This is a genomic window from Phycisphaerales bacterium, from assembly GCA_020852515.1.
Taxonomy (GTDB): domain Bacteria; phylum Planctomycetota; class Phycisphaerae; order Phycisphaerales; family UBA5793; genus UBA5793.
The window spans coordinates 84583-110994 of record JADZAS010000004.1 but is presented as its reverse complement, the minus strand read 5'-3'; the positions used below and the strand labels follow the sequence as shown (position 1 = coordinate 110994).

The following is a 26412-nucleotide window of genomic DNA, read 5'->3' as shown; positions in this document are numbered from 1 at the left end:
TCAGTGGCTACGCGATTCGAGCGGCTGGACCGAGACGGCCCACACGCCCGTTTCATTCGAGCCGTGCTCAAGGTCGTTGAGTTCGCGGGGCCGATCGTCGAAGGCGACGCGATCCTGGCTCACCATGGTGTCGATGTCCCATTCCTTGAGTTGATCGAAGACATCGGCGACGAGTTCTTCAACCTCCCCAAGCGACGCCGCGGAGAGCCAGATCTCGATCCGGGCGCTGTCCGTAGGGGGCTGCTGGTCGCGTCGGACCGCCAGCACGACGATGTGCCAGAGCGTGACGCCCAGATCGCGCCCGCTCTCATCGGGATTGCCGTCGGGATCGACGTTCAATTCGAGGCGCCAGAGCCGCTGGAGGTGGACGATGACCTCATCCAGCGTCATCAACCCGTCCTTTTCCAGCACCACGCTGCGGAACTCATCCATGCATTCATCGTCGTCGATCCAGTGGCTCGGCACTTCCTGCAACCCCTGGCCCTGCAGTTCGGATTCGAGCGCCTGGCTGTACTCGCTGGCGATATTGATGATGATGAACTTGTTTGCCTCGAGGAATACCTCGACGTAAGGCTCTTCGCTCATCGCGCCGGCCGCCAGGGCGCAGTCGTCGATCAGCAGGGGCTCAAACTCGTTCCACGTCGCCATGAACTCGGCCTTGGGAACCGGCTCGGGACTCATGAGCGTGTCCACCTGGCGATAGGCGTCAGTGGAGATGATCTCGAGAATAGGGTACACCAGTTCGGGCAGCATCGCGAAGAGTCCGGCCAGCAGCGGTCTGAGCCGCTCATGGGAAACGGCGATCTGGAACTGATGCGTGTCGGGCAATTCCAGGTCGGGATCGAGCCTCGAGATGGTGTAGCCCTCGAACGGCCGCTGCCCGTCGCTTGGAGTCCACCCGAGTGGAAACGCAAAGCCGTTGATGGTGAGCCGTTTCAGAGATGGATCGATGAGGTAGTTCAACTGCGCTCGATCAGCCGTTGATCCGCGAGATGATCGCGGAGAGATGTCCCTTCAGACCTTCCGATAAGGCGCCCGTATCGTATCCGCCCTCCAGCACCGTAACGATCCTTCCTCCGCAGTGACTTGCAGCCGCTTCCGCGAGCAGCCCGGAGATCATCTCGAACGTCTGCGGCCGCCAGCGCAGAGCCGCCAGCGGATCGCGCTCGTCGGCATCAAAGCCGGCGGAGAGGAGCAGCGCTTCGGGTCGATACTGCTCCAGTGCGGGAATCACGCCCGATTCGTAGGTCCGCAGCGCCTCGCCGTGCCCACAACCCGGCCGCAGGGGGATGTTGATGGTGCAGCCTTCGCCCGGCGTGCCGCGCGCGCCGCGCTCCCACTCGTAGCCGGTCCCGGGATAGAGCGTGGCGGGATGCTGATGGGTCGAGATGTACAGCACGTCGCCGCGCGCTTCGAAAAGATGCTGCGTGCCGTTGCCGTGATGCACGTCGAAATCGACGATCGCCACGCGCTGCAGGCCATGATCGACGAGCAGCCGCTCAGCGGCCAGCGCGACGTTGTTGAAAAAGCAGAATCCCATCGCCCGGTCGGCTTCGGCATGGTGGCCCGGCGGGCGCATCGCCGAGAATGCTGCTCGATGGGGTCCGCGCATCACCGCATCCGCCGCGGCCAGTGCGCAGCCGGCCGCCGCCGCAGCCGCCGCGAACGAATCGGGGCTGATGGTGCAGTCCACCACGTCGAGATAGGCCCGGCCGGTTTCGCAGGCGCGCCGGAATCGCGCGACGTACGTCCGCTCATGCAGCCGCTGCACGAAGGCAATCACTTCTTCCGGGTCTGCCCAGTCTGTGCCGTGCAGCCCATGTGGCTGCAGATCGAGTTCGAGCAGCGCTGACGCCACGGCGTCCAGCCGCGCGGCCCGCTCGGGGTGGTGCAGGCCGGTGTCGTGCCTGGCTGCGATCGGTTCCTGAAAGACCAGCATCGGCTTGTGTCACCCCCACGACGCGTCAGGCGGCTCTGTGCCGCTGCCGTATCGTTGTCACGATGGAAGATGAAGTCGTCCCCGTGGACTGGTCCCTGCCGGAAATCGCCGATGCGCTGCAGCGCGGGCTCCAGGCTCGCTCGCAGGCGGACCGGCAGGCCCAGGCGGTCCGCGGCCTGGATAGCCTGAGCGAATTGCAGTTTCACGCGGTCATCGACGCCAGTCTGCGGGAGTCGGGTTACGCCGTGCATCGCGAGCAGCGCTATCCGACCGCCCGCGGCCGCCGGCGCCGCTCGGAAGGCGAGCGATGCGACTTTGTTCTCTGCCCGCCCGGCCGGCCGCTCGTCGAGGAGGAATCGGTTTCGACGCTGTTCGCTCCTGAGCGTTCAACGGAGCCCGGCCAGGCGCTGTGGCTTGAAGTGAAGGTCGTCGCGCAGTTCACGGAAGAGGGCGCGAACGTGTCGTATGCCTCGGCCCTGCAGCAGCCGGTTCGTCAGGATGTGGCCAAACTGGCTCGGGCGGCGGCCATTGACCACGCGGCGGTGCTGCTCGTTCTCTTCACCGCGGGCGTCGAAGTCGCCCGGCACGACATCGAAGTCTGGCAGAACCGGTGTGCCCAGCGGGGATTGCCGGTCCAGCCGCCGTATCTGCGGCACATCGAAATTGTGGACCGCCTGGGCAATGCCTGCTGCACCATTGCCCTGTTTCGCATCAAGGGCTGGTGACGGGTTCATGCCGGTTGGCAAGTGTGCGGCCTCAAGACGCCCCGGTGCTCGGCTCGATATGATTCATTCTGACGCCCATCCGCCACCGGGAGATGATCGTGAAGAACCGCCGCGTCCGCCTGCTTCATCTGGCCGCCGTCCTGGTCTGGCTCGCCGGCGCCGCCGTCGGCGCCGCCCAGGACCGAACCGTCGAAGCGATCTTGAGCGAGATCAACAGTCTGGAGATGCCGGCGTACGATGTCAATCGCGACACGCCGAATACGAATTACGTGCAGGAGTTGCTCGGCAAACGCCGCGAAATCACGCTCCGCCGCAGCGAACTCATCGGTGAACTGTACCGCGCTTATCCGCTCCACCCGGAGACGGCGAACCTGCTTCCCGAGCGCTGGGACACCATGTTCAGCCTGCTCAGCGACTACGACGGCGTGCTGGCCGAAACGCAGTCGCTGCTCAAGTCTCACCCGGACTATCCCTCCGAGCGCTACGCCTGGCAGTTCCGGGCCATGAGTGCGATGATGTGCTACAGCCGGGGTTCGAGTTACGACGCACAGAAAATCGTCGATCCCATCGAAGACTACATCAAGCGCTATCCCGACAGTTCGCAGGGTCCGTCGATGCTCTACGAGGCGGCATCGTTTCACTTGCGCGACCGGGAACAGTCAACGGCGCTGCTTCGCCGCATCGCGAGCAACTGGCCGCTGTCGGGAGCTGCTCGCGAGGCGAAGCGCAAGTTGCGGCAGGTTGACGAGATCGATAAACCGTTTGAACTCCAGTTTACCGATGCGATCACCGGCAGCGACGTCTCGATCAAATCTCTGCGCGGCAAGATCGTCGTGATCGACTTCTGGGCGAGTTGGTCGCCGCAGTGCGACGAACTGGCGCCGCGACTCAAGGATCTCTATGAGAAGTGGCGCCCGCAGGGGGTCGAGTTCATCGGTGTCAATCTCGATCCGTCGCCAGATCAGCGGGGCCTCGACGGGCTCAAGGGTTTCCTCGACCGGCACGGCATCACCTGGCCTCAGTACTACCAGGGGCTGGGCTGGCAGAGTGAGTTCTCCTCGTCATGGGGAGTCGATCGTCTGCCGTGCATCTTCATCGTCGATCACGAGGGCAACCTCGCTGCGACCGCCGTGAGCAATGATGAACTCGAAGATGTCGTGAGCGACCTCGTCGAAAAGCGCGACGCCACAGGCTCGGCCGCCGCCGACGGTTGAGTCGCGCGCGGGCTGTCCCACTGGCGCTGAGCAATTCCGCCGCCGCGCGCCTACAGCATGCGCTCGATCACATCAACCGCCTCTCGATCGGGATGGTGCCCGTCGTACTTCGCTCTGATCTCCACAAACGCCTGCCGCTGCGCTTCCTGCATCGACGCGTCGGTGAGCACCTGCGCCAGCGCTTCGGCGATTGGGTCGTCGGCGCCGAAGTGGGGGATGAACTCCGGCACGACCTGCCGCTCGGCCACGATGTTGGGCAGCGCCCGCATGGGCGAGCGCACGAGCCACCGTCCGATGAGCATCCACGGCAGCCACGCTGTCCGGAACATCGAAACCAGTGGCACTCCATGCCGAACGACGTTGAGTGTCGCCGTTCCGGAGCACACCAGCGCCGCGTCGGCCCATTCCAGCGTCTCGTGCAACTGATCAACGGCGATCGTGGTGAAGCGCGGTATCGAGTGCATGCACTCGCGAGCCAACGCTGCCGCCCGCTCGTCGGCGCTGATGATCCGCACGGCCATGTCGGGATAGTCACTCCGCCGGATGCCATCCACGATCGAGATCATCGAAGGCAGGTTTCGCCGTATCTCCGAGGGACGCGAGCCCGGCAGCAGCGCGATGCGCGGCAGGGCGGTGTCCGGCTCTGTCTCGTCATCCGGCGGCTCATCCGGTACGGGCAGCGGCTCGTTCATCACGGGGTGGCCGATGAACGTGGCCGGCACGCCGCGGCTGGCGAGGTAATCCTGCTCAAACGGCAACAGGCACAGCACGTGATCGGTGAGCCGCTTGAGTTTGCCGATCCGCCACGAGCCCCACGCCCAGATCTGCGGCGCCACCAGGTGGACGATGCGGCAGCCCGCGGCGCGAGTCAGTTTGCAGATTGGAAAGTTGGCCGCAGGCGAATCGACCGGCACGTGCACGCGCACGGGGTGGGAAGCGAGCCAGCGGCCAATGCGACGATTCAGCCGCCAGTGTTCGCTCACCTTGCGCAGCGATCCGGCGCCCATGACGGCGTCGGTCCCGGTCGGCTCGACGATGGTCGCTCCGGCGGCGCGCATCTTCGGCCCGCCCCAGGCGAAGACTTCCACGTCCGGGCGGCGGCGGCGCAGTTCCGCGATCACCGGCGCTGCGTGCGCATCGCCGCTGGGTTCAAACGCGGTAAACAAAACCACAGGCGGTCTGGCGGCAGAGGTCTCGGACACGGGCATATCGCAGCAGGCCCGGCAGGCAAAGTCAACTCGCCCGGGCAGACGCGAGTGCGACCGTGCTAGCATCCTTCGGCATGCGACCATCCGTGCTCATTGCCAACGGCGTGATCGTCACCGCAGCTCTGGTGTGGCTGCTGGTGGTCCTCGTGTCGTTCCTCCAGCCCTTCCGCGCCGCCCCGATCCGCGAGGCTGAGCCGCGCCCGATGACGCCCGTCACCGAGTCTGAACTGCAGCGAGGCTGGTTCGGCTTCGTGCTGCGCGTGGATGGCCTGCACGACGCGGCCGAATTCAAAAAGGCGATCGATGACATCGCGGCGATGAACGCCAACGCGGTGCTCATCGAGACGCCCATGCTCCAGGAGAATCCCGAGTCGGTCGAGGTCTCGCTGCAGGGGGCCGAGTCGCCGCTGCTGACCGATCTGGTCTCGATCATTCACCACGCGACCGATCGCGGTCTGGCGGTCGCGCTCGTGCCGACGATCGTCTTCCAGGAGGTCAAAGCGAGTCAGTCGCGAGCGAGTTTCGCACCCGCGGACTGGGACCGGTGGTGGCTCAGTTACGCCGATGCCGTTCTCGAGCTGGCCGCAATGGCCAAGAGCAGCGGCGTTGAAGTGTTCGCCATTGGCAGTGAACTGAGCGAATCGGAGATCATGACCACGCAATGGATGGACCTCTCCGCGAAGGTCCGTGAGCAGTTCAGCGGTTTGCTCATGTACAACGCGCAGTGGGACCGCGCGGCGGACATCACCTTCTGGGAGCACGTCGATCTCATCGGTGTCAGCGCCTGGTTTCCGCTGGCTCAGGAGGGCGCCGAATCGCCCGACCTCGGCGCGGCCTGGCGCGAAGCGCTGCTGCACCTCAACGCAATCTCGGCCGACAACCAGCGGCCGGTGCTCATCACGGCGGTCGGTTACCCGAGCCGTCAGACGGCATTGACCCAGCCATCGGACGCTGCGCCGCTTGCTTCGGAAACGCCCGATGCGCAGATCCAGCAGCGCGCCCTGAGCGCGTTTCTCGACGCCTACACCGGCATCGACCCGCGATCGCCCGATCGTTACACGGGCTTTTTCATCTACCGCTGGATCGCACGCGGCGACCCGCAGGCCGACGCCTTCTCGCACGCCATCGAAGGCAAGCCCGCCGAAGCCGACGCCCGCCGCGCGCTGGGCCGCCTGACGCGCTAGTCGCGGGTCAGACGATTGCGCCTCGGCATCCGTCAGTTCTGCATCGCGGCGCCGGACCGCGAGACGGTCTCGACCATCGGCCCGTCCATCTCTTCGCCCGCGGCGGCGCCGCCGACGGAGACCGTCGCCTCGGCTTCCTTGAGCGCTTCTTTTGAGATGTGCCCGTCGGCGCCGACCTGGTCGAAGCGGACCGCGACGCGCTTGGACACGCCGCGCTCCTGCATCGTTACGCCATACAACTGGTCGCCCGCCTGCATGGTGCGCTTGTTATGGGTGATGATCACAAAGTGGCTGCGATCGAGGAAAGTGTGCAGCACGCCGCAGAACCGTTCGACGTTGGCGTCATCCAGCGCCGCATCCACTTCGTCGAGCAGGCAGAAGGGGCTGGGTTTGCTCTGGAAAATCGCCATCACCAGGGCCACGCTCGTCATCGTCTTCTCGCCACCGCTGAGCAGTTTGATCGAGCGCGGCTCCTTGCCGGGCGGCTTGGCGACGATGTCGATGCCTGATTCGAGCCAGTCCACTTCGCCCGTCTCTTCGTTGGGGATGAGGTGCATGTCCGCCTTGCCCCCGCCGAACACGCGCCGGAACATACCGTTGGTGCCTGCAAAGTTCTCGCGGATGGTCTCGAACGTCTCCTTGAATCGCTCGCGGCTGAGGTTGCTCAGTTCCTCGATGAGTTCGATGAGTTGGCCGCGTGCCGCATCGAGATCGCCGACCTGCCGCACGAGATCCTCGTTGCGATCGACGAGTTCCTTCTCTTCTTCGATCGCATCGAGGTTAACGTTGCCCAGGCGCTTGATGGCGCCGCGCAGTTCGTCGATCCGTGCCGTCGCCTGCTCGCGATCGACTGCCAGCACGTCGCCCGACTGCATCATCAGGCGGTACTCGGGGTACTCGCTCGGCAGATCGAGCGACAGGTCATCAGCGCTGCTCTGCTCGAGATGCTCGCGCTTGACTTCGTTTTCTCGCTTGCTCAGTTCCACGGCGTGGTAGTTGCGCTCGACGATGGACAATCGCTGCCTCGCGGCGTTGAGCGCATCACCCAGTTCGACGACGTTGGCCTGGCAAGCCTGGCGCTGGGCTGAAAGTTGTTCCAGCAGCCCCTCCGACTCACCGAGGGTTTTCGTGCATTCTTCGGCCTCGAACACGGCTTCATCGATGACCCGCTCAAACTCGATGATCCTGCCTGTTCGCTGCTTGAGCGCCGCTTCGAGCATGCTCCGCTGCCGCTGCTGCTCCTGCACGGCTGCTTCGAGTTGTCGGCGTTCGCGGTCCGACGCCGCCAGCCGCTCGCTGGCCTGGCTCGCCTCGACGCGGCGCGTCGTGAGCGACTCCGCGGTCTCCGCGGCATTCTGCTCTGCCGACTCCAGTTGCTCGCGCAGAGACGCCTGCGCCGCGGCCTCGTCTTCGCGCAATCGCTCCAGCGAGTCGAGATGCTCCTGCTTCTGGGCCCGGCTGGCGGTCAGTTCATCTCGGCGCGAGCGGGCCGCACTGAGTTCTTCATCGAGCCGTTGCCCATCGCGCTGGGCCCGCTGGCTTTCGGCCTCGAATCGCTCGGCGTCGTGCGAGGCCTTGTTCCGCGCGCTGCGCGTTTCAAAGAGACTCTGACCAAGCGCCGAGCGCCGCTGGTCGAGAGCCGCCGCCTCGTTGTCGATCGCGGCCAGTTCGACGCGCAGCGCCTCGATCCGCGTGGTGAGAGCCTCCACCTGCTCGGCGAGGCTGTTCATTTCGATTCGATGGACGATGAGCCCGGCGCCCGTGCCCTCGGCTGAATTCGGCCCGGCGATGATCCGGCCGTCCGTCTCCAGCACGGTGCCGCCGGCCGTCACGAATCGGCACTCGCGCATCGGCCCGGCGGCCAGCAGCAGGGCGCTGTCGAGCGTGTCCACGATGATCGTCCGCGCAAAGAGCCGAGTCGCCAGCCCCATCCACTCATCGGGCACGCGCACCACCGAGAGCAACGATCGCGCCCCCTCGATCAATGGCAGCGCGACCGCTTGCGATGTCGCTTCATCTCCGAACACGCGCAGCGGCAGGAAGGTGATCCGACCCGACAGCGCCTCAAGATCCGCCTGCGCTTCGATGACTTCCGTCAGGCTGCCGACCACCATCGCCTGGAGCAGTGTGCCCAGCGCCGCTTCGACCGCGGCCGCGTGCTGGATGTCCGTCTCGATGCCGTCGGCAAGCAGGCCGCGCACGAACTGAAAGCCCGATCCTTCGTGCCGCTGCCGCAGCACGCCGCGCACCGCTTCGCCCAGTTCGGTGCCGCTGTCGAGCATCTCCTTGAGCGTTCGCCGGCGGGCCTCGAGCCCGGCGCGCTCCTGCTCCAGGTTGCCCAGCGTTTCACTCAACGAACGCTGCCGCCCGCTGAGGCTCTGGGCCTGCCGCTCGTGCTCGACCTGTTGCGCCTCGAGTTGTTCGATCTGCGCGTCAGCCGCGTCGGCTCGCCGGGCCGCTTCGGCCGCCTGGTCGGCCAGCGCCGTCAGGCGCGACTCGATCTCGCCGCGACGGCTTTCGATCTGTTCGGCCTGCTGCTGCAGTTCGGCGAGCCGATGATCGATCGCCTCGATCGACGCCGCCTGCGAGACGATCTCGCGCTCGATACCCGAAAGGGTGCGCTGCATCTCACTGAGGCGCCGGTTCAACTCGTTCAGCGCCGCATCGCACTCGGCCCGCCTCGCCAGCGCCGCCTCGACAGCGCGCTCGGCGTCGCTTCGGGCCCTGGCCAGCGCTTCGTGCGACTGTTCGTGATCCACCACGCCGCGGCGCAACTGGTCGATCTTCGCATCCAGTTCGCCCAGCCGGCGCTGCTCGGCGCCGATCTCCGCCTGCGCTTCATCGCGCGCCTTGATGGTCATGGCCCGCCGCTGCTCGGCCTGGTCCCGCCGCGCCTGCAGTTGCAGCCGGTCCTGCTCGAGTTCCGTGCAGCGCGTCTGCAGCCGGTCGCGCTCGATGTTCGCATCCTGCCGCGCTTCTTCGAGTTCGTGCACGCGGTCCATCACGCTGGTCCGGTCGGCTTCGAGGTGGCTCAGCTCCGACGTCAGCCCGTCGATGGTCTCGTGCAATTCGTGATACAGATCGAGCAGATGCGCCGCGCGCAGGGCCCGCAACTCGTCGTCGAGTCCCTTGAACGTCCGCGCCTTGGCCGCCTGGCCCTTGACGATCCGCAGCCGGCGCTCAGCGTTGTCGAGTTGCTCTCTGCAGCGCGTCAGGTTGACTTCGGTGCGCTCGAGCCGCCGCATCGCCTCGATCCGCCGCACCTTGAACTTGGCCACGCCTGCGGCTTCTTCAAAGATGGTCCGGCGTTCGACGGGGTTGCTCGTGAGCATGGCATCGACCTTGCCCTGCTCGATGATCGAGTAGGCGTCGGCCCCGATGCCGGTATCGAGAAACAGGTCGCGCACATCCTTGAGACGCGCCTTGGCGTTGTTGATGAGATACTCGCTCGTGCCGTCGCGATACAGCCGCCGGCCGACATCGACCAGTTCGCTCTCCACCGGCAGTTCGCGCTTGCCGCTGGCTGCGTCGAGCAGGGGGTTCTCGAAGGTCAGCACGACCTCGGCCATGTTCATCGAGGGCCGGCTGGTCGTGCCAGCGAAGATGACATCCATCATCTGCTCGCCGCGCAGGCTCTTGGCCGACCGCTCGCCCAGGACCCACTTGATGGCGTCCACGACGTTGCTCTTGCCGCAGCCGTTGGGCCCGACGATGCAGGTGATGGGATCGTCGAAGCGAAACTCGGTCGCGTCGGCGAAGGACTTGAAACCGTGCAGTTTGAGTCGGGCCAGTCGCATGATTCGGGCAAGACCTCCATGTCCAACCGTCGGGCGCTACAGGACTTACGGAGCAGGACGAACGCGGCAACTCCACCGCCGACCCCACCCCGAGGCTGAGTGTACAGCCCTACAGGATATGGTATCGGCTCCGCCGGGGTCCACAACGCAAAAAGGAGTTCTACCCGCTCCTTCGGCGCGTCGAGAGAGACGGTGGGAGTGGCTTGGCGATGACGGTGCACGGCGGCCACCGCACTCAACTTTCCACTCAGTTTAGATGCGACCCAAATGTTGCCCGCGGGAATCTACCGCCGCTGCACTTCGCTGCCCAACGTGAGCCTGATCCCGTGTTCAACGATAAACTTGGCAAACTGCTCACCGTCGATCAGTCGGATACGGACGCCCTCGTCTTTGAAGTACGATTCCGCCGTGAATTCTGCGTCCGCTGAGAAAGTGCCGGTCGTGATGACCATTCCGAAGTCGGCCTCTTCCGCTTCGATGCCGGAGATGGTTTGCGCGATGACGTCCTTTCCGACAGGGGGAGAAGGCTGCCAGTGCTTCGCCTGAATGGCAATGACGATCTCAAATGCTTCCGCGACGCGGAACGTCGCCACCAAGTCCGCCCCTTTGTCCTGGTTTCGCGGAACGATGCGTACGTCCTCTGCCCCCATCCCTGTCAACACTGTCTGAATGAGCCGTTCAAAGCCAAAGTCAGAGATTCTGCCACTGCGCATCTCTTCAAGAACTTCTCTGATCAAACGTGCTTGGAGATCTTGCTCGAAGGTCGGTTGGTTGCCGCGCTCAGCGACCTTTAGACACTCATTAATCTCTTCAAGCAGGTCCGCGGCCTGTGCGCTCGTTCCTTGAATTTTCATCCGGGCAAGCAGTGCCGACCTTGCCAACTGCCGAGGAATCGGGTGTCCGTTGTTGAGCCACTCAACGCGCCGCCGGTATGCGGTGTCGTCGTTGACATGGGCAGGGTCGTATGTGGCAGGTCCAGTCACTCTGGCCAAATAGAAAGCTGAACCATAGGGAACTACAACGAGGTCGCCGACATGCATGTCGCGGATAAATCGCCACATGTTGCCCGCGCCGCGGCCGGCTCCGCGCAGATCGCGTTCACCGGCGTGGTATGCCAGCCGAATGATCTCTCGAAAGCTCTCCCAGGATAGCGACCCGTCCAAGAGGCCTGTGGCCTTCGCCCAGCCGATTATAAGCTGGTTGCAGCGGAGTGCCTCCTGCATGCGATCAATGCCACTCGGCGCAATCCGAAGTACGAACGCGGTACCTTGCGTTGGATTGGTCATCTCCTGATTCTCCTAGACCGACTCTGTCGAGAGAGGAAGAAATTGGGACAGAGGAAGAAATTGGGACTGGTACGGTTCCCTCCTCACGAGAATCGAAACTTGCAATTCTGGTGGATCAGCGTGGCCGTTGCCTCCGACGGCAGCCCTTGAGATGTCTCCGTAACCGTCTCGTGTCTTTGAGGACACAGCCGCAGAGATGGCACCAGCATATACGAGAGCGAGGTTGCAGTAGTGGTCGTGGCTCAACAGACAAGCCGCTGGGCCGTCCACTCGCACCTTGAGGGTGCCACGGCCCAGAGTGCTCCAATCCGGTTCCGTGGCAATAGAGGCACTCGGGACTGCCGAGGCCACCTTTGCAATGTCGACAAACAGTCGGGCCCTTACGCCTCACTGGAACTCCCACAATACCAGCTCGTGTCCGGCTTCGATTGGTGTCTTGTTCCTCGCCGTTCGCCCACTCGTCGGCATGATTGGCTCTCCAAGGAAGATCGGCCCTCACCCCCGCCGACTCCCAAGGGGAGACGGAGTTTACAGACGCGGCCTTGACCTCAACACCGGTCCACAGGTGAAACCCGATGGCACCAAGACTGGCCACGACTTTGGCGCGGCATCCCCAGTCGACGATCCAGTTACCCGATCGATTGAAGCGGCGATCATTCTGTAAATCCATCTCGTGCTGCGCTGACTCCTACTTGCCTCACGCCAGAGGAAGTAATCGGGACTGGAGGAAGTAATCGGGACTGGTCGGTCTCTTTCCGTCCGGGCTGTTTCAATCACTCCGCATCCAAAACCCGCCCAACCGCCGCGCGGTGCGTGTTCTGTCTGCCGGGACACGATGGACCCGCCATCGGTTCTGCGCCGGCTGCTTTGCGGCCCGCGCCTCGCGTGGTGGGGGCGCATCCGCGGGTGTCGGGTTGCATCTGTTGCTTCGCGCGGTGCGGGGATCGGGTTGGGGAGACCGGGCTTGCGGATCGGGTGACGGGAGATTCGGCCCGGGAGACGGGCGGGCGGGAAGGCGGGACGGGGGGACGGGCTGGTCAGACGCGCGCGCGGGTCGCGCTGCCGGGGCCTGCGTCTGCGCGAACGGGTCATCCGTTCGCGCAAACGGGACAGCGGTCTGGTCGATTCGATGGTTGCTTCGCTTGTCGAACTCAATTCGCCGCATGAAATCGCCGATGGAGCGCTTGGCAGGTCCGAGAGGATTTGTCACGCAGAGGCGCCGAGTCCGCAGAGAGGCCTTGGTGAAGACGATTCCGCTCTGCGATCTCTGGGTTTCTGCGTGGAACCATGCGTTTGCCTGATTGGATTTCACAGGGGGATGAGCCATGGCGCCGCCGATTCAGACCGGGCCGTACATTCCGAGGGCGGACGTGGCGTTTCGTGATTGGGGCTCGAACTTCGCGGCGTTGATCGCGGCCGATCCGGCGCGGTACGGTCTGGATGCGGAGGATGCGGCATTCATCTCCTCCCGCGCGGCGATGTTTGCGCAGGCGTATGTTCTGGCGCAGTCGAACGAAACGCGGACGAGTGCGATTGTGGCGGCGAAAGATGAAGCACGCGCCTGGGCGGAGCGGGTGTATCGAGACTATGCAGGTCTGATCAAATCCAATTGGTCGCTGAGCAACGCGGAGAAGATGGCGCTGGGGCTGCATGTGGATGACCTGACGCGGTCGCCGATCGGACCGCCGAGGTCGTGCCCGCTGATGATGCTGGTTTCGGCGGCGGCGGGTCGGCACCTTATCCGGTACGCCGATGAGAACACGCCGACGGCGCTGCGCAAGCCGTACGGCGTGGCGCAGCTGCAGTTGTTCGTGGCCATCACCGAGTATGGCCGGGCGACGCCCAATGATCCATCCGAGGCGCGGCTCGAAGGGGCGTACACGCGGCAGCCGATTCGTGTGCAGTTCCACACGGCCGATGCGGGCAAGACGGCGACGTACTTTGGGCGGTGGGTGACGGCGAGGGGTCTGGCGGGGCCGTTTTCGCTGCCGCGCTCAATGACGATCGTGGGCGCGGGGGGCGGGGAGTCGGCGTCGCGGGCGTCGGGTGAAAATCAGCGTCGGGTGGGAATGCGCATGGCGGCGTGAATGGCCTGGTTCCGGCGAGCCATTGCAATTCTTGTTCGCGTCGAAAACTCCGCGATCTCTGCGCCTCTGCGTGAGCCCGACCTTGGTTTCGTTGATTCCGAGGCTCACACGACTGCCGGCGCGCGCGGCCGCTGGCGGGTGACGATCGTACAGGAAAGCACCCTGATTGTGCCAGTGGGCAGTGCCGTTCCGTTGGCGCGGCGCATCGACACCGTACGATCAACCGAATGCGAGCCGTGTCGACATGGCCGGGTCGATCGCCCGGGCGTCGCGCAATGAACTTGCATCCCAAGCCGCCGCGATGGCGGTCCGTTTGCCGCCGGTCGCTCGGCGGCCACCTCAGGGGAGTTTCAGATGCTGACTCGAATGCGCACATCGCATCGCCGGTTTGTCGGAGTCCTGGCGAATCCCATTCTGTTCGCTTCACTGATGGCGGCCGCATCGCACGCCGCTCCGCCCTGCGGTTCGTGGGAACTTGTTCCCACGCCCGATGTCGGCAACAGCGTCACTCGTCTCACGGGAGTGTCCGCGCTCTCGCCCGACGACGCGTGGGCGGTTGGAATCTGGCGCAATGATCCGGTCGGCTACGGGCCTCTGGCCGTGCGCTGGAACGGTGCGGCCTGGAGCCTGGTCGATTTGCCCGATACTTCTCATCTTGGAACCTCCCCGCAGACCACCGGCGTCGATGCGGCTCCCAACGGTGATGTCTGGGTCGTCGGGTACCTCACCACGCCCTATCCCACGAATAACCTCCCGCTCGTCCTGCGCTGGCGCGGCAACTCATGGAACTATGTCGATACGGTCACATTGCGCCCCCAGACGGTGTATCCCTTCGGGCCGCGCGGCGGATTCCTCTACGAAGTGGATGCGGTGACCGCCGATGACATCTGGGCCGTGGGCCTGGCCGCCGGGTATGGCGATGCGAGCGCAACTTCCGTTCCCCTCGCAGCGCACTGGGACGGCTCGGACTGGACCGATATCGAAGTTCCTCTCGTCGCTAACCGGCATCACGAACTGACTGACGTCGTCGCGATCGCATCTGACGATGTCTGGGCCGTCGGCGACTACCGCAACGTCGCGGGGCCATTCCTCGGCGTGACCTACCACTGGGACGGGCAAAGCTGGTCGCACGTTGACAGCCCGGTCGAACACATGGGCAGCAGCGGCCTGGATGACATTGCCGCTTCCGGCCCCAATGACGTCTGGGCCCTGGGCGGCGGAGACGGCGCGGTGGTGCTGAAGCACTGGAACGGCTCTCAGTGGAGCCTCAGGCAGCCGCCGCCCAACTCCGGCGGCTCGATCGCCGCTGTCGGTCCCGATGACGTCTGGGTGTCGGGCTGGTACGGCTACTGGCACTGGGATGGAAGCACCTGGACGGAAGTGCCCGCCGAGGTGCCGGGCGCGAGTTATGTCATTCGCAGCGGCGGCATCGACATCGTCGGCGAGTGCGATCTCTGGTGTGTCGGGTTCTGGACGCTGCCCGATGGGACGACGAGTTTTACCCTCGCGGAAAGATTGGGCGGCGCGGGCGCCTTTCGCCTCTCGTCGTCGCGGTGGGTGGCGGGAGCCATCGCCGATCTGGAAGTGTCCGGCGCATCGCCCGGCGGAAGGGTTGCGTTCATCTACAGTCTGCGCGGCAGCGGTTCGACGTACATCCCGCAGTTGGACGTGACGATTGATCTCTCCCGTCCACTCCTGGCCGGGGTCAGGACCGCAGATCAGTCCGGTTACGCGCTGCTTCAAACGCGCATTCCTTCAGGCGCCAGTGGCAGGCGGGCCTGGCTGCAAGCCGCCGAATACCAGCGCGCCAGCAATGTGATCGAGCAGGTCATCGAGTGAGCCGGGTAACGGGGCGAGCGGCTGCCGCGCGACCGTGCAAGGCATGATTGAGTACTCTGATGGCCAGCGGGGCACGCTGCCCTCACGCCACTGCTGGAGCGCGCGGGCGGAGGTGGGCGTACCAGTGGCTCAACTGGCCCAGGGCCAGCGCGCCGAGCATCAGCCCCGTGTCGCGCAGGGCGATGTCGTAGTACGCCTGCATGCTCACGAGATTGATGATGATGCCCAGCAGCCACGCCGCCACGATGTAGGCGAAGAAGCGCGGCGCGAACGCCACGCCGATGCCTGCGATGATCTCGACCACGCCGACGGCGAGCATGATGTTGTGCGTAGCGCCGCCGAAGAGGTCGGCGATCCACGGCGCGAGGTATTGCTCCCAGTCGGTGAGCACGTGCATGAACTTGTCCGCGCCGGCGACGATCGGCAGAATCGCAAAGCCAACGCGCAGAATCCAGTAGGCGTGCGCCGCCGGGTCGCGAATCGTGCTGGCGGAATCGATGTGAACGGAACGAGCGGGAATGGCGTGTGACATGGGGGGCTCCGGGAAGGCATCAAGGCATCAAGGCATCGAGACATCATGGGATCGAGGCATCAAGGCGTCGAGGCACCGAGGTATTCACTTTGCTGTTCGACTCGCTCCACTTGCCGCTCCCGGCGCTTCGCCGCGCGTGCCTTAGTGCCTCCTGTTTACTCGCTTCAACTCCAAAACCGCCTGAACATCTGCACCGCGATGAGGATGATGACCATCGCACCGATCACCTCGGCGGCGATGATGATGCCGTTCGCCAACCCCATCTGCGCGCCGATCCACGCGGTCAACGACACGAGGGCCGGCAGGGCGAAGAGCAGCAGGACCCATCCCGCCAGAACGCGGCGCTGGATCGTCGGTCCGGATTTCTCGATGAGTTCGTTGGCCTGCATCTCGACCGGCTCGTCGATCTGCGTCGCGGGCTCGTTGTGCAGGCCGACGACGTGCGCATCGAGAATCCCCTGGCGATGAGCCTCCTCGATCGCGTCATCCTCGCTGCGCGCCTTGATGGGTACGCTGGTGGTGACGCCGGCTTCTTCCTCGACGCCGTGAATCTCGTACACAGGCATGACTGCCTCCTTTGCATGGACTCAAGACGCTAGCGTGAATTCCTTGCAGTGCCGCCGCGGTATGTGCTTACGCCGGCATCAGACGCGTGCGAGGCGTGAAGCGTCGGTCAGGCCGGCCGTCCGTGCCTTTCCGCCCATCTGGTGGCGCGATCCTGCGACGTGGGCAGAAGGGGGTGGACTCCGGATGGTCCGCCGGCTTTGTAGGCAAAGGGCCGTTCGCATATCATTCATGCCGCGAACCGACGAGTGAGGCGCCCCATGCTCTGGCAACCCGCCCTGCCGCTCAAATACCTCGACCTCTCCGACGATCAACTCGCCGAGGCGATCTGCGCGCGGCGGGCGGAGCTGGGTGAACAACTCATCATCCTCGGGCACCACTACCAGCAGGATGATGTCATCCAGCATGCCGATTTCACCGGCGACTCGTTCAAACTCTCGCAACTCGCCGCTGAGAAGGTGCGCCAGGCGGGGGCGAAATACGTCGTCTTTTGCGGCGTGCACTTCATGGCCGAAAGCGCGGACATCCTCACGCCCGACGATGTCGTGGTCATCCTGCCAGACCTCTCGGCGGGCTGCTCGATGGCCGACATGGCGGATTACGACCAGACCGTGCAGGCGTGGACGGAGATTCACGAAGCGCTCGATGAGACGCGCGGCCCGGCGACGCGGGTTATCCCCATCACCTACATGAACAGCAGCGCCGCCATCAAGGCCTTCGTGGGTGAGCATGGCGGCGCGGTGTGCACGAGCAGCAACGCGGCCCGCGTGTTCGAGTGGGCCCTGGCCGGCGGAGACAAGCCGCTGAAAAAGGGCGAAGTCGTCAAGATTCTCTTTCTGCCCGATCAGCATCTCGGTCGCAACACGGCCAAGGCGGCCGGGTTTGTCACCGAAGTCGACGCCGCCGCGACCGGCAAGAAGCCGCAGACAGCGCTGTGGGACCCGAAGCAGGAATCCGGCGGCCTGAGCGCGCAGGAGATTCGCGACGCGGTTGTGCTGCTCTGGAAGGGGCACTGCAGCGTGCACAAGCTGTACCGCCCCGAGCACGTCGCGGAGATGCGCAGCAAGCACAACGGCGTGACCGTGCTCGTGCATCCCGAGGTATGCCAGGAGGTGGTCGATCTGGCTGATCTTTCGGGATCGACCGAGTACATCATCAAGATCATCGACGCGGCTGAGCCGGGCAGCAGGTGGGCGGTGGCGACCGAGACGCACCTGGTCAATCGCGTCGCCGAGGCGGCCAGGAAGCGCGGCGTGCACGTGGAGATGCTCAGCGGCTGCCAGTGCCTTTGCACGACGATGTACCGCATCGACCAGCAGCACCTGCTCTGGGTGCTCGACAATCTCGCCGAGGGCAAGGTGGTGAATCAGATCAAGGTGCACCCCGAGGCACGCAAGTGGGCGCTGGTGGCGCTGAATCGCATGCTCAATCTGCTCGGCAAAGGATCGGTGAAGGCCGAGCCGAAGGCGAAGAAGCCGGCGAAGCGCGCCGGCGTCGAAGTGGGGACGCTGACGGATTGATGGAGTGGCGGCGCCTGCTTTGCCGCAAATGCGACAAGGCGACGAAGATGTGCGCAGCGGCGCGGCACGCAACTTGATCGCTTCATGTTCCACTCACGTGGCCCGCGCTCCCAAGGCGTCGCTTGACCACGGCACCCACGGAATGCAAGCCCGTGCCCGAACTGCCTGACATTCTCGTCTACCTCGACGCGCTGCGCCATCACGCCGTGGGCAAGCGGCTCGAGGATGTCATCGTGCGCGGCCCGTCGCTGCTGCGGTCGGTCGAGCCGCCTCTCGATGCGTTCGATGGGCGGGTGCTCACCGGCGTGTCGCGCCTGGGCAAGCGGATGGTGCTCCACTTTGACGAGATGGCGCTGGTCATCCACCTCATGATCGCCGGCCGGCTGATTTGGAGGAATGAGCGCGTGCGGCCCAAGAGGCGCAATGAACTGGCCGCGTTCCGTTTCGAGCACGGCACGCTCATCCTCACCGAAGCGGGTACGAAACACCGCGCCACGCTCACCGCTGTCGGCAGCGCCGATGAACTGAAGCGCATCGATCGCGGCGGCCTCGATCTGCTCACCTGTTCGCGTGACGATCTCGCCGAGCGCCTGCGCAGCGAGAACCGCACCCTCAAACGCGCGCTGACCGACCCGCGTCTCATCGACGGCGTGGGCAACGCCTACTCGGATGAGATCCTCCACGAAGCGCAGCTCTCGCCGTTCGTGCGCACCGGCGAGATGACGGATGAGCAGATCGCGGGTCTGCATGACGCTGCACGGGTTACGCTGGAGAAGTGGTCGATGCGGCTGAGCGACCAGTTCGACGCCGGCCGCGTGTTCCCCGGCCGGGGGCAGATCACGGCGTTTCGCAAGGGCTTTGCCGTTCACGGCCGATTCAACCAGCCGTGCCCGCGCTGCGGCTCACCCGTGCAGCGCATCGTCTACGCCGAGAACGAGATGAACTACTGCGCCCGGTGCCAGACGGGCGGCAGGATCCTCGCCGACCGCTCCCTCTCGCGCCTGCTCCGCGACGACTGGCCCAGGACGATTGAGGAACTCGAAGGGCCGGATGCATGACTATTGTGAGAACAGGGAATACGGGCCAGGCAACTGCGTCACCCCACCCAGTGGCAGCACGGAGATCCGCCGGAGGGAGGGCAGAAGATGGAAAGCCCTGTTGATCATTCAGCCACGCCGGCGGAAATCCCACTGCGTGGATGGAGCGTGATGTTGGCGGCGCTTCTTCTGATGACGGGTTGCTCATGGGAACCGGTTCAGATTGCACCCCAATGGATTCAATGGTCGCCTGCGGGCGATGCAGTCGCGATCGAGTCGCGAGAAACGCTCCTGCTTGCCGACCGGCAGGGAGACGTGATTTGCGGTGTGCAAGTTCGTAGGCTTGCCGAACGCACTCACGACGGTGCGGGCCGACCAACCGGCTACTACTACTACCGGTGGTTGTGGTCCGACGCTGAATCACTGGCGGTGTGCCGCTGGACGAGCTATTACAATCCGGTTGCGGCGTGGCTTGATATCCTCCGCTTCGATCTGACGACCGGCACGTTGCGCGATCCCATGCAATATGATGTCACCGATTCGTTCGAGCCAGACGATCGAATTCTCTCGATGTGGCAACCTGGTTCGAATGGTCAAGTGAGGGTACTCTCGGCTCGGCAAGGGGCCGGCTCCAACTACGCATACAGCATTGTGGACTTGCCGTCCGGAGAACAAGTTCAGACATTCAGATTTCGCTGCGAGGGGGGTCTGCTGAGATTCGATCCGGCCACCGGTCGACTGTGGTGGCTCGCACCGGCGGAAGGGGACGATTGGACGAAGTCGATTGTGATGTCCGCCAACATCTCGCTCGAACGCGGTGTGATCGAGGGCCCCTTCGCGTGTGGCGCACTTCCAGGTGGACGACCTGAAACGTTTCTGCTCCCGCAGGACGACGGATCACTTTTGGTGCGACTGCTGTATCCGGAGGGTCGAACCGAATCCGGGGTACGGTGGAGACTTCTGGATATGGCGTGCGATTCGTCGGCTTCCGCACTTCGTGTGGTTGCAGAGCGATCCTTCGAAGGGCCGACGTACACCAACGACTTTGCGGTGAATCCTGCTGCGACACAGATCGCGTATTTCCGCGACAAAGGCGAGCTGGTCGTGCGTTCACTGGTGGATGGCGCCGAACGCACGGCGACGTTCAGCAAGCCCTCGTGGATTCGAGAATACGACCGGTATCTGCCGATCGACGGTCGCGCGATGCAACCAGTCTGGCTCGACGACACGACTCTCTGCAGCCTCTGGCCCAGTGAAGCCGTGCGAGACAGGCTCGAAATCGTGTTGTGGAACGTTGCGGCGGATGGACTCGTTCCATCCATCATCAGCGCGCACTGGCCGGAAGAAGTGCGACCGACGCTGCTTGAGGTCCGCTACCGATTCAATGCAACCCTCTGAAACGGTCCAATGGCAGCAGATTCGCCGAGAGTTGCCGCAGGGGGCGTTGTACACTGATTGACGATGCCTGCGTTCGCCATCACATTGCAGACCTTCAGGATCGGCTCGGAAGTCCACTTGGCTGCAGTCTCGATTTGCGTGATTGCAGCGGTTGCTGCCAGCTGTATCGGCCGAAGGTGGTACAGGAATCGTCCAGAGGCCGAGCGGGCCCTGCGCACCGCCTGGGCCGTCTTTACCCTGCTCACCCAGGTAGTCGCGGCCATGTGGTACGCCTGGCCTTCGCGTTTCGAGTGGCGCCTCAGTCTGCCGCTGCACATCTGCGACATCGTCGCCGTGCTCGCGGCCGTGTCTTTGCTGCGCGACCAACGCTGGGTGTGGTCGGTCGTCTACTTCTGGGGAATCGGCCTGTGCATCCTCGGCTTCATCTGGCCGTCGCTCACGCACGGCCCGGAGAGCATCGAGTTCTACCTCTTCTGGCTCACGCACCTGCAGATCGTCGGCTCGGCGGTGTACCTTGTCGCGGTGCGCGGCTACGTGCCCCGTGCCGGCGACTGGGCGGTCGCGCAGGTGCTGCTGGCGCTGTACTGCATCATCATCGTGCCCATCGACTGGATGTTCGATCTGAACTACGGATACATCGGCCCGGCCGATTCGCCTACCAGCATCATGGGCCCGTGGCCAGCGCGCGTGCTGATCATGTTCGCCGTGCAGATGCTGGTGCTGGCTCTGCTCCTGGCCCCGCCGGCGCTGCTGGGAAGCGCTACTGAGGCCCAGCGAGTTCGCGAATGACGCTCGGATGCCGCTCAAGTTCGCTGGTCGACAGCCTCGCCAGATCGAGCGGTTGATCTGTGATGCGCACGGGCAGAGGCTTGGATGACATCGCGCTGCGCAGCGCCCCCAGGAACTCGGGCGGCGCGAAGATCACGAGCGTGCCGTCCGTCGGGCGCATGCGAAGTTCGTTCTGCAGCCACGCGAGGAGATCGGCGGCGAACTGGTCGCGCATGATGTCGTGGTCGCGGTCCGGGTTTGCGAAGGTGACGCGGCGGACTTTTGTCGCCGTCGGCCTGCCTCCGCGATCGTGCGAGATAAGCGCGTTGGCGTGCGATGCAATCTCTTCGAGGCGAATTGCGTTGGAGCCTCGGCGGTGTCTGCAGGCGAAAAGCCGGCCGACCTGTTGGTCAGCGATGAGTACGCATGAAATCGGCGTGGTGGCCGTTGATGCGGCAGCCATGAGTCCTCCCCTTTTGCTCGCTCGATCGAGTTGAAGTGAGACATGTCGCTACATGTATGGTACGGAAGGGGCCCGGCGGCCCCGTTAGGCAAATCACCTTGATCGCGGCCGGCAAAAAGGGTCGGACCGCCACGCTCGTGACGGTCCGACAGGGGAGGCGTGATGGGGACGAACTCAGTCGTTGCAGCCGGCGCCGCTGAAGGCGGCCTTGGCGGCCTCGTCCATCTCCTGCGGCGTCATGTCCTTGAGGTGCGTGCAGAAGGCCCACGAGTGGCCAAACGGGTCGCTGATCGTGCCGTAGCGATCGCCCCAGAACATGTCAGCGGCCGGCATGGTCACCGTCGCGCCGGCCTTGGCGGCGCGGTCGATGGCGCCGTCGCAGTCGCGCACGTACTGCGTGAGCGTGACGGGCGTGTTGCCCAGCGCCTTGGGGCTGCGCGCCTTGCCGCCGCAGTATTCCGGGAAATCGTCGCAGAGGAAGACAGTCGTCGAACCGATCTTCACCTCGGCGTGCATGAGCCGGCCGTCGGGCGCAGGCATGCGGCAGATCTCTTCAGCGCCGAACGCCTTCTTGTAAAACTCGATTGCCTTGCCGCAGTCATTGACGACGAGGTGGGCGATGATGCCTTCGAGCCCTTCGGGGATGGGGTTGACCTTGGTCATTCTCATGCTCCTTGCTCTGTTGTTGGGGATGCCGATCGAAGACGGCGTGATCCATCCCACCGCGGTCGGATGCAGCGCCGTCAGCATCGGCGATGATACCAGCAGGGCAATCACACGGTGCGGGAGAAGTTCGATTTTCGGCGAAGATTACAGGTGTGTGAACTTCACCACTCCGGCCCGCCGCTGTAGCGGCCGAACACATCGGCCATCGCCTGCACCATTTCACCCAGGGTGCAGTTCGACTCCGCCCCGTCGACGAGACTCGGCATCACGTTTTCATCGTTGCGCGCCGCCTCGCGGATGCGGTCCAGCGCACCTTTCACCTTCGCCGCGTCGCGCCGCTTCTTGAACTCGGCGAGCCGCGCGATTTGGTCCGTCTCCACCTTGTGGCTGATCTGAAGAATCTCCACGTCGCGCTGCTCGTTCTCATCGACGTACGCGTTGACGCCGACGATGAGCCGCTCGCCGCGCTCCATCTCCTGGCCGAAGCGGTAGGAGGCCTCCGCGATCGAGCGGCGGAAGTAGCCGCGCGTGATGCCGCCGATCACTCCGCCCATGTCGTCGATCTCGTGGATGATCTCCAGCGCATCACTTTCCATCTGGTCGGTGAGCGCTTCGACGTAGTACGATCCGCCCAGCGGATCGGCCGTGCGCGTCACGCCCGTCTCGTGCGCCAGGATCTGCTGCGTGCGCAGCGCGATGGTGACGGCCTGCTCGGTGGGCAGGCCGAGCGTCTCATCCATCGAGTCGGTGTGCAGGCTCTGGCAGCCGCCCAGCACGCCGGCCATCGCCTGGTAGGCCACGCGGATGATGTTGTTGTAGGGCTGCTGCTCGGTCAACGAGCAGCCGGCCGTCTGCACGTGTGTGCGCAGGAGCCACGAGCGCGGGTTCTTCGCCTTGTAGCGATCGCGCATCATCTTCGCCCAGATGCGGCGGGCGGCGCGAAGTTTGCAGATCTCTTCGAAGAACTCGTTGTGGCTGTTGAAGAAGAACGAGAGTCGCGGCGCAAACTCATCGACGTCCATGCCGCGCTTCATCGCCCACTCGACGTACTCCATCCCGTCGCGCAGCGTAAAGGCCAGCTCCTGCGTCGCCGTCGATCCCGCCTCGCGGATGTGGTAGCCCGAGATCGACACGCTGTTCCAGCGCGGCACGTGCTCCGACTGGAACTCGATCGTGTCGATAACGAGCTTGGTCGAGGCTTCGGGCGGGTAGATGAACTCGTTCTGCGCGTGGAACTCTTTGAGAATGTCGTTCTGCAGCGTCCCGCCGAGCCTGGTCCAGTCGAAGCCGCGCTGCCGGGCCATGGCGAGGTACATCGCCCAGATGATCGCTGCCGGGCCGTTGATGGTCTGGCTGACGGTCACGTGGTCGATGGGGATGTCTGCGTAGAGCCGATGCATGTCTTCGATCGTGTCGATCGCCACGCCGCAGCGGCCGACTTCGCCCGCCGAGAGCGGGTCATCGCTGTCGCGCCCCATCAGCGTCGGCAGATCGAACGCCGTCGAGAGCCCCGTGTTGGCCTTGGTGCCGTGCGCCGCGGCAAGCAGGTACTTGAAGCGCCGGTTGGTGTCGTCGGCGTTGCCAAAGCCGGCGAACTGGCGCATCGTCCACAGACGGTCGCGATACATGCCCGGGTGGATGCCGCGCGTATAGGGGAATTGCCCCGGTTCGCCGACATCGCCGGCGTAGTCGCGGCCTTCGGCGCTGGCCGGCCCGTACACGCGATCAACCACGTAGCCCGAGAGGCTGACGGCGTGCGGATCGACCGAAGGCTTGACGGCGTCTGCGACTGAAGTGGTTTGCCTGGGAATGGTGCTCATGATCGACAAGCCTTCCCCCTCCGGGGGCACTCTGGGTGAATCGACTCGGTAAGGTGCTGTATTCTAGACGCTTGAACGGACAAACCTCGCCTCCGGATCGATGCCCGGGGCAAACCGCACCGGCCACACTAGAATGAACCAACCGATATGAAACTCATCGTCTTCCATCAGCTGCTCATCGCCTCGGCCATCATCTTCATGGTCGGCTACGGGGCGTGGGAACTGTACGACTACTGGTTCGGAGGCGGTGCGGCCGGGGGCAGCGCCGAAGCCGAGATCACCGGCGCCGTCGCCGCACAGACCGGCCCGGCCGCCATGTACACGGGCCTGGCGATGCTCCTGGGCGCGGGCATTCTCTCGGTCTATCTGTACCGGTTGTATCGCCGCTACGCCGGCCAGATGTCCGGCTTCTGAATCGCGCCGCGCGGGACGTTGGGCCGCCCAGCTCTCTTGCACCGGACAGCCGTCGGCGACCTATGATGCCGCCGCATCAGCCTTTGGGAAGCGCGACCGACCATGCCCTACACGATCAAGCCGATCGACCCCATCGAACTCGATGACGAGCGGGTGGACTACCTCAAGGAGCACGTGGACACCGGCGACCGGTGGGTGCTCAACTTCGGCCCGCAACACCCCGCCACGCACACCACCCTCCGTCTCGTCATGGAACTGGATGGCGAGCGCGTCGCCCGCGTCACGCCGCACATCGGCTACCTCCACTCGGGCTTCGAAAAACTCGCCGAGCACCACGACTACAACCAGTACGTCTGCACGGTCAGCCGGATGAATTACGTCTCGCCGATTTCCAACGACATCGCCTGGCACGGCGCCGTCGAGACGCTCTTTGGCATCGACATCACACCCCGCTGCAAGGTGTTGCGGACGATCATGGCCGAGCTCGGTCGCATCCAGGACCACCTCCTGTGCGTCGGGGCCTCGGCTCTCGACCTCGGCGCGTTCACCGGGTTTCTCTACGGCTTCAACCAGCGCGAGCGCATCTACGACATCTGCGATTTCATCTGCGGCCAGCGATTCCACCCGGACTGGACGCGCGTCGGCGGGCTCATGCAGGACCTGCCCGATGAGAAGACGTTCAAGACGCTCGTCAAGCGCTTCATTGACGAAGAGTTGCCCCCGGCGCTCGACGACGTCGAGACGCTGCTCAACCGCAATCGCATCTTCCTCGACCGCACCCAGGGCATCGGCGCCATCTCGGCCGAGGATGCCATTGCGTGGAGCCTGACCGGCCCCGTCGCGCGGGCTTCGGGCGTGCGGCGCGACGTCCGCAAGGATGAGCCGTACCTCTGCTACGCCGACAACTGGGATGGGCAGGGCGCCCCGGCGGTGAAGTTCAAGGTCGCGGTGATGACCGAGGGCGACGTCTTCAGCCGCTACTACGTCCGCCTGTTCGAGATGCGCCAGTCCGTCGAGATCATCCGCCAGCTCATCGATGACATCCCCGGCGGCTCCGTCAACACCTTCGCCGACGCCAAGTTCACCAAGCCGTCCAAGAGCCAGGTCTACGGCTCGATCGAAGGGCTCATCCAGCACTTCGAGATCATCATGACCAATCGCGGCTGGAAGGCGCCCATCGCCGAGGTGTACGACTGCCAGGAGACGGCCAACGGCGAACTGGGCTACTACATCGTTTCCGACGGCGGGCCGCGCTCATGGCGGGCGCGGACGAGGCCGCCGTCCTTCATCAATTACCAGTCGTTCGCGAAAATGCTCGAGGGGCACCTCCTGTCCGACTCGGTGGCCATTCTGGGCAGTCTGAACATCATCGCGGCGGAACTCGATCGCTGAGGCGGGCCATTCATGGCGTGGATCACCAAGAATTCGGCGACGATGACCATCGAGCGGCGTGAGCAGCCGTATCTCACCGAAGAGATCAAGGCGGACCTGACCCGCCGCGTCCTGCCGCGCTACGAAACGAAGATGGCCGCGCTGCTGCCCGTGCTTCACGAGGTGCAGCACCACGCCGGCTACCTGCCGCACCAGGCGCTGCTCGAAGTGGCCGACTTCCTCGAACTCACCCCGGCGCAGGTGCTCGACACCGCTTCGTTCTACGAAGAGTTCTTCTTCACGCCCGTGGGTAAGTACATCATCGGCGTGTGCCAGTCGATTGCGTGCGAGGCCTGCGGCCACCAGGAGATCGTCGATTACCTGCGCGGCAAGCTCGGCATCGAGCCGCACGAGACCACCAGCGACGGCCTGTTCACCCTGCGCTGCATGGAGTGCCTGGGCGCGTGCGACACGGCGCCTTGCGCTCTGGTCAACGAAGAGCGGCACGATCTGATTACCATCGAGCAGATGGGCTCGATGATCGACGAGATTCGCGCCCGCGAGAGCGGGCGGGCCTGAC

At 64.5% G+C, this 26412-nt stretch carries 22 protein-coding genes; 12 read left to right on the top strand and 10 right to left on the bottom strand.

What is annotated here, in order from left to right:
* The gene (locus IT430_02555; protein MCC6906800.1) at positions 1-963 is read right to left on the bottom strand and encodes a hypothetical protein; all 963 of its coding nucleotides are present in this window, start codon (positions 961-963) and stop codon (positions 1-3) included.
* A 10-nt stretch (positions 964-973) separates the two neighbouring features.
* Positions 974-1939, bottom strand: coding sequence for a histone deacetylase (locus IT430_02550; protein ID MCC6906799.1), 966 nt, complete (start codon positions 1937-1939; stop codon positions 974-976).
* 62 nt (positions 1940-2001) lie between these two features.
* Between IT430_02550 and IT430_02545 the strand changes: the two genes are divergently transcribed.
* Positions 2002-2664 (top strand): hypothetical protein, encoded by a 663-nt coding sequence (locus IT430_02545; GenBank protein ID MCC6906798.1) that lies wholly within the window; start codon positions 2002-2004, stop codon positions 2662-2664.
* Between the two features lie 98 nt (positions 2665-2762).
* Positions 2763-3878 (top strand): redoxin domain-containing protein, encoded by a 1116-nt coding sequence (locus IT430_02540; GenBank protein ID MCC6906797.1) that lies wholly within the window; start codon positions 2763-2765, stop codon positions 3876-3878.
* Between the two features lie 50 nt (positions 3879-3928).
* On the opposite strand, the gene IT430_02535 is transcribed toward IT430_02540, so the two are convergent.
* Complete coding sequence (locus IT430_02535) at positions 3929-5080, bottom strand: hypothetical protein (GenBank protein ID MCC6906796.1); 1152 nt, start codon at positions 5078-5080, stop codon at positions 3929-3931.
* A gap of 80 nt (positions 5081-5160) precedes the next feature.
* Between IT430_02535 and IT430_02530 the strand changes: the two genes are divergently transcribed.
* Positions 5161-6270: a hypothetical protein gene (locus IT430_02530; GenBank protein ID MCC6906795.1), complete on the top strand. Its 1110-nt coding sequence runs from the start codon at positions 5161-5163 to the stop codon at positions 6268-6270.
* Positions 6271-6302: 32 nt separating this feature from the next.
* On the opposite strand, the gene smc is transcribed toward IT430_02530, so the two are convergent.
* A complete protein-coding gene (smc, locus tag IT430_02525) occupies positions 6303-10067 on the bottom strand; it encodes a chromosome segregation protein SMC (protein MCC6906794.1) in 3765 nt (1254 codons plus the stop codon).
* Between the two features lie 284 nt (positions 10068-10351).
* A complete protein-coding gene (locus tag IT430_02520; protein ID MCC6906793.1) occupies positions 10352-11353 on the bottom strand; it encodes a restriction endonuclease in 1002 nt (333 codons plus the stop codon).
* A 1325-nt stretch (positions 11354-12678) separates the two neighbouring features.
* On the opposite strand from IT430_02520, the gene IT430_02515 reads away from it, so the two are divergent.
* Both IT430_02515 and IT430_02510 read left to right on the top strand, forming a co-directional pair.
* Positions 12679-13440, top strand: coding sequence for a hypothetical protein (locus tag IT430_02515; GenBank protein ID MCC6906792.1), 762 nt, complete (start codon positions 12679-12681; stop codon positions 13438-13440).
* Positions 13441-13794: 354 nt separating this feature from the next.
* On the top strand, positions 13795-15279 hold the full coding sequence (locus tag IT430_02510) for a hypothetical protein (protein ID MCC6906791.1): 1485 nt from the start codon (positions 13795-13797) through the stop codon (positions 15277-15279).
* Between the two features lie 82 nt (positions 15280-15361).
* Here the strand turns inward: IT430_02510 and IT430_02505 are convergent, their stop codons facing one another.
* Complete coding sequence (locus tag IT430_02505) at positions 15362-15811, bottom strand: hypothetical protein (protein ID MCC6906790.1); 450 nt, start codon at positions 15809-15811, stop codon at positions 15362-15364.
* A 164-nt stretch (positions 15812-15975) separates the two neighbouring features.
* Positions 15976-16377: a hypothetical protein gene (locus IT430_02500; protein MCC6906789.1), complete on the bottom strand. Its 402-nt coding sequence runs from the start codon at positions 16375-16377 to the stop codon at positions 15976-15978.
* Between the two features lie 258 nt (positions 16378-16635).
* Here IT430_02500 and nadA point away from each other — a divergent pair, with 258 nt between their 5' ends.
* The 4 genes from nadA (at position 16636) to IT430_02480 (ending at position 21119) form a co-directional block, all read left to right on the top strand.
* Entirely contained in the window at positions 16636-17895 is a 1260-nt protein-coding gene (gene nadA / locus IT430_02495; GenBank protein MCC6906788.1) for a quinolinate synthase NadA, read from the top strand.
* A gap of 152 nt (positions 17896-18047) precedes the next feature.
* The gene (locus tag IT430_02490; protein ID MCC6906787.1) at positions 18048-18953 is read left to right on the top strand and encodes a hypothetical protein; all 906 of its coding nucleotides are present in this window, start codon (positions 18048-18050) and stop codon (positions 18951-18953) included.
* An 87-nt stretch (positions 18954-19040) separates the two neighbouring features.
* Positions 19041-20330: a hypothetical protein gene (locus IT430_02485; GenBank protein MCC6906786.1), complete on the top strand. Its 1290-nt coding sequence runs from the start codon at positions 19041-19043 to the stop codon at positions 20328-20330.
* A 63-nt stretch (positions 20331-20393) separates the two neighbouring features.
* Positions 20394-21119, top strand: coding sequence for a TIGR02206 family membrane protein (locus IT430_02480; GenBank protein ID MCC6906785.1), 726 nt, complete (start codon positions 20394-20396; stop codon positions 21117-21119).
* On the opposite strand, the gene IT430_02475 is transcribed toward IT430_02480, so the two are convergent.
* The 3 genes from IT430_02475 to IT430_02465 form a co-directional block, all read right to left on the bottom strand.
* Positions 21091-21561 (bottom strand): host attachment protein, encoded by a 471-nt coding sequence (locus IT430_02475; protein ID MCC6906784.1) that lies wholly within the window; start codon positions 21559-21561, stop codon positions 21091-21093. The genes IT430_02480 and IT430_02475 overlap by 29 nt on opposite strands.
* A gap of 174 nt (positions 21562-21735) precedes the next feature.
* Positions 21736-22224, bottom strand: coding sequence for a VOC family protein (locus IT430_02470; protein MCC6906783.1), 489 nt, complete (start codon positions 22222-22224; stop codon positions 21736-21738).
* 164 nt (positions 22225-22388) lie between these two features.
* The gene (locus IT430_02465; protein MCC6906782.1) at positions 22389-24047 is read right to left on the bottom strand and encodes a methylmalonyl-CoA mutase; all 1659 of its coding nucleotides are present in this window, start codon (positions 24045-24047) and stop codon (positions 22389-22391) included.
* Between the two features lie 147 nt (positions 24048-24194).
* Between IT430_02465 and IT430_02460 the strand changes: the two genes are divergently transcribed.
* From IT430_02460 to nuoE, 3 genes are all read left to right on the top strand, one after another.
* The gene (locus tag IT430_02460) at positions 24195-24461 is read left to right on the top strand and encodes a hypothetical protein (protein ID MCC6906781.1); all 267 of its coding nucleotides are present in this window, start codon (positions 24195-24197) and stop codon (positions 24459-24461) included.
* A gap of 102 nt (positions 24462-24563) precedes the next feature.
* Positions 24564-25853, top strand: a complete 1290-nt coding sequence (locus IT430_02455; GenBank protein ID MCC6906780.1) for an NADH-quinone oxidoreductase subunit D — start codon at positions 24564-24566, stop codon at positions 25851-25853.
* 12 nt (positions 25854-25865) lie between these two features.
* Positions 25866-26411, top strand: a complete 546-nt coding sequence (gene nuoE, locus IT430_02450; GenBank protein MCC6906779.1) for an NADH-quinone oxidoreductase subunit NuoE — start codon at positions 25866-25868, stop codon at positions 26409-26411.
* Position 26412: the final 1 nt, after the last annotated feature.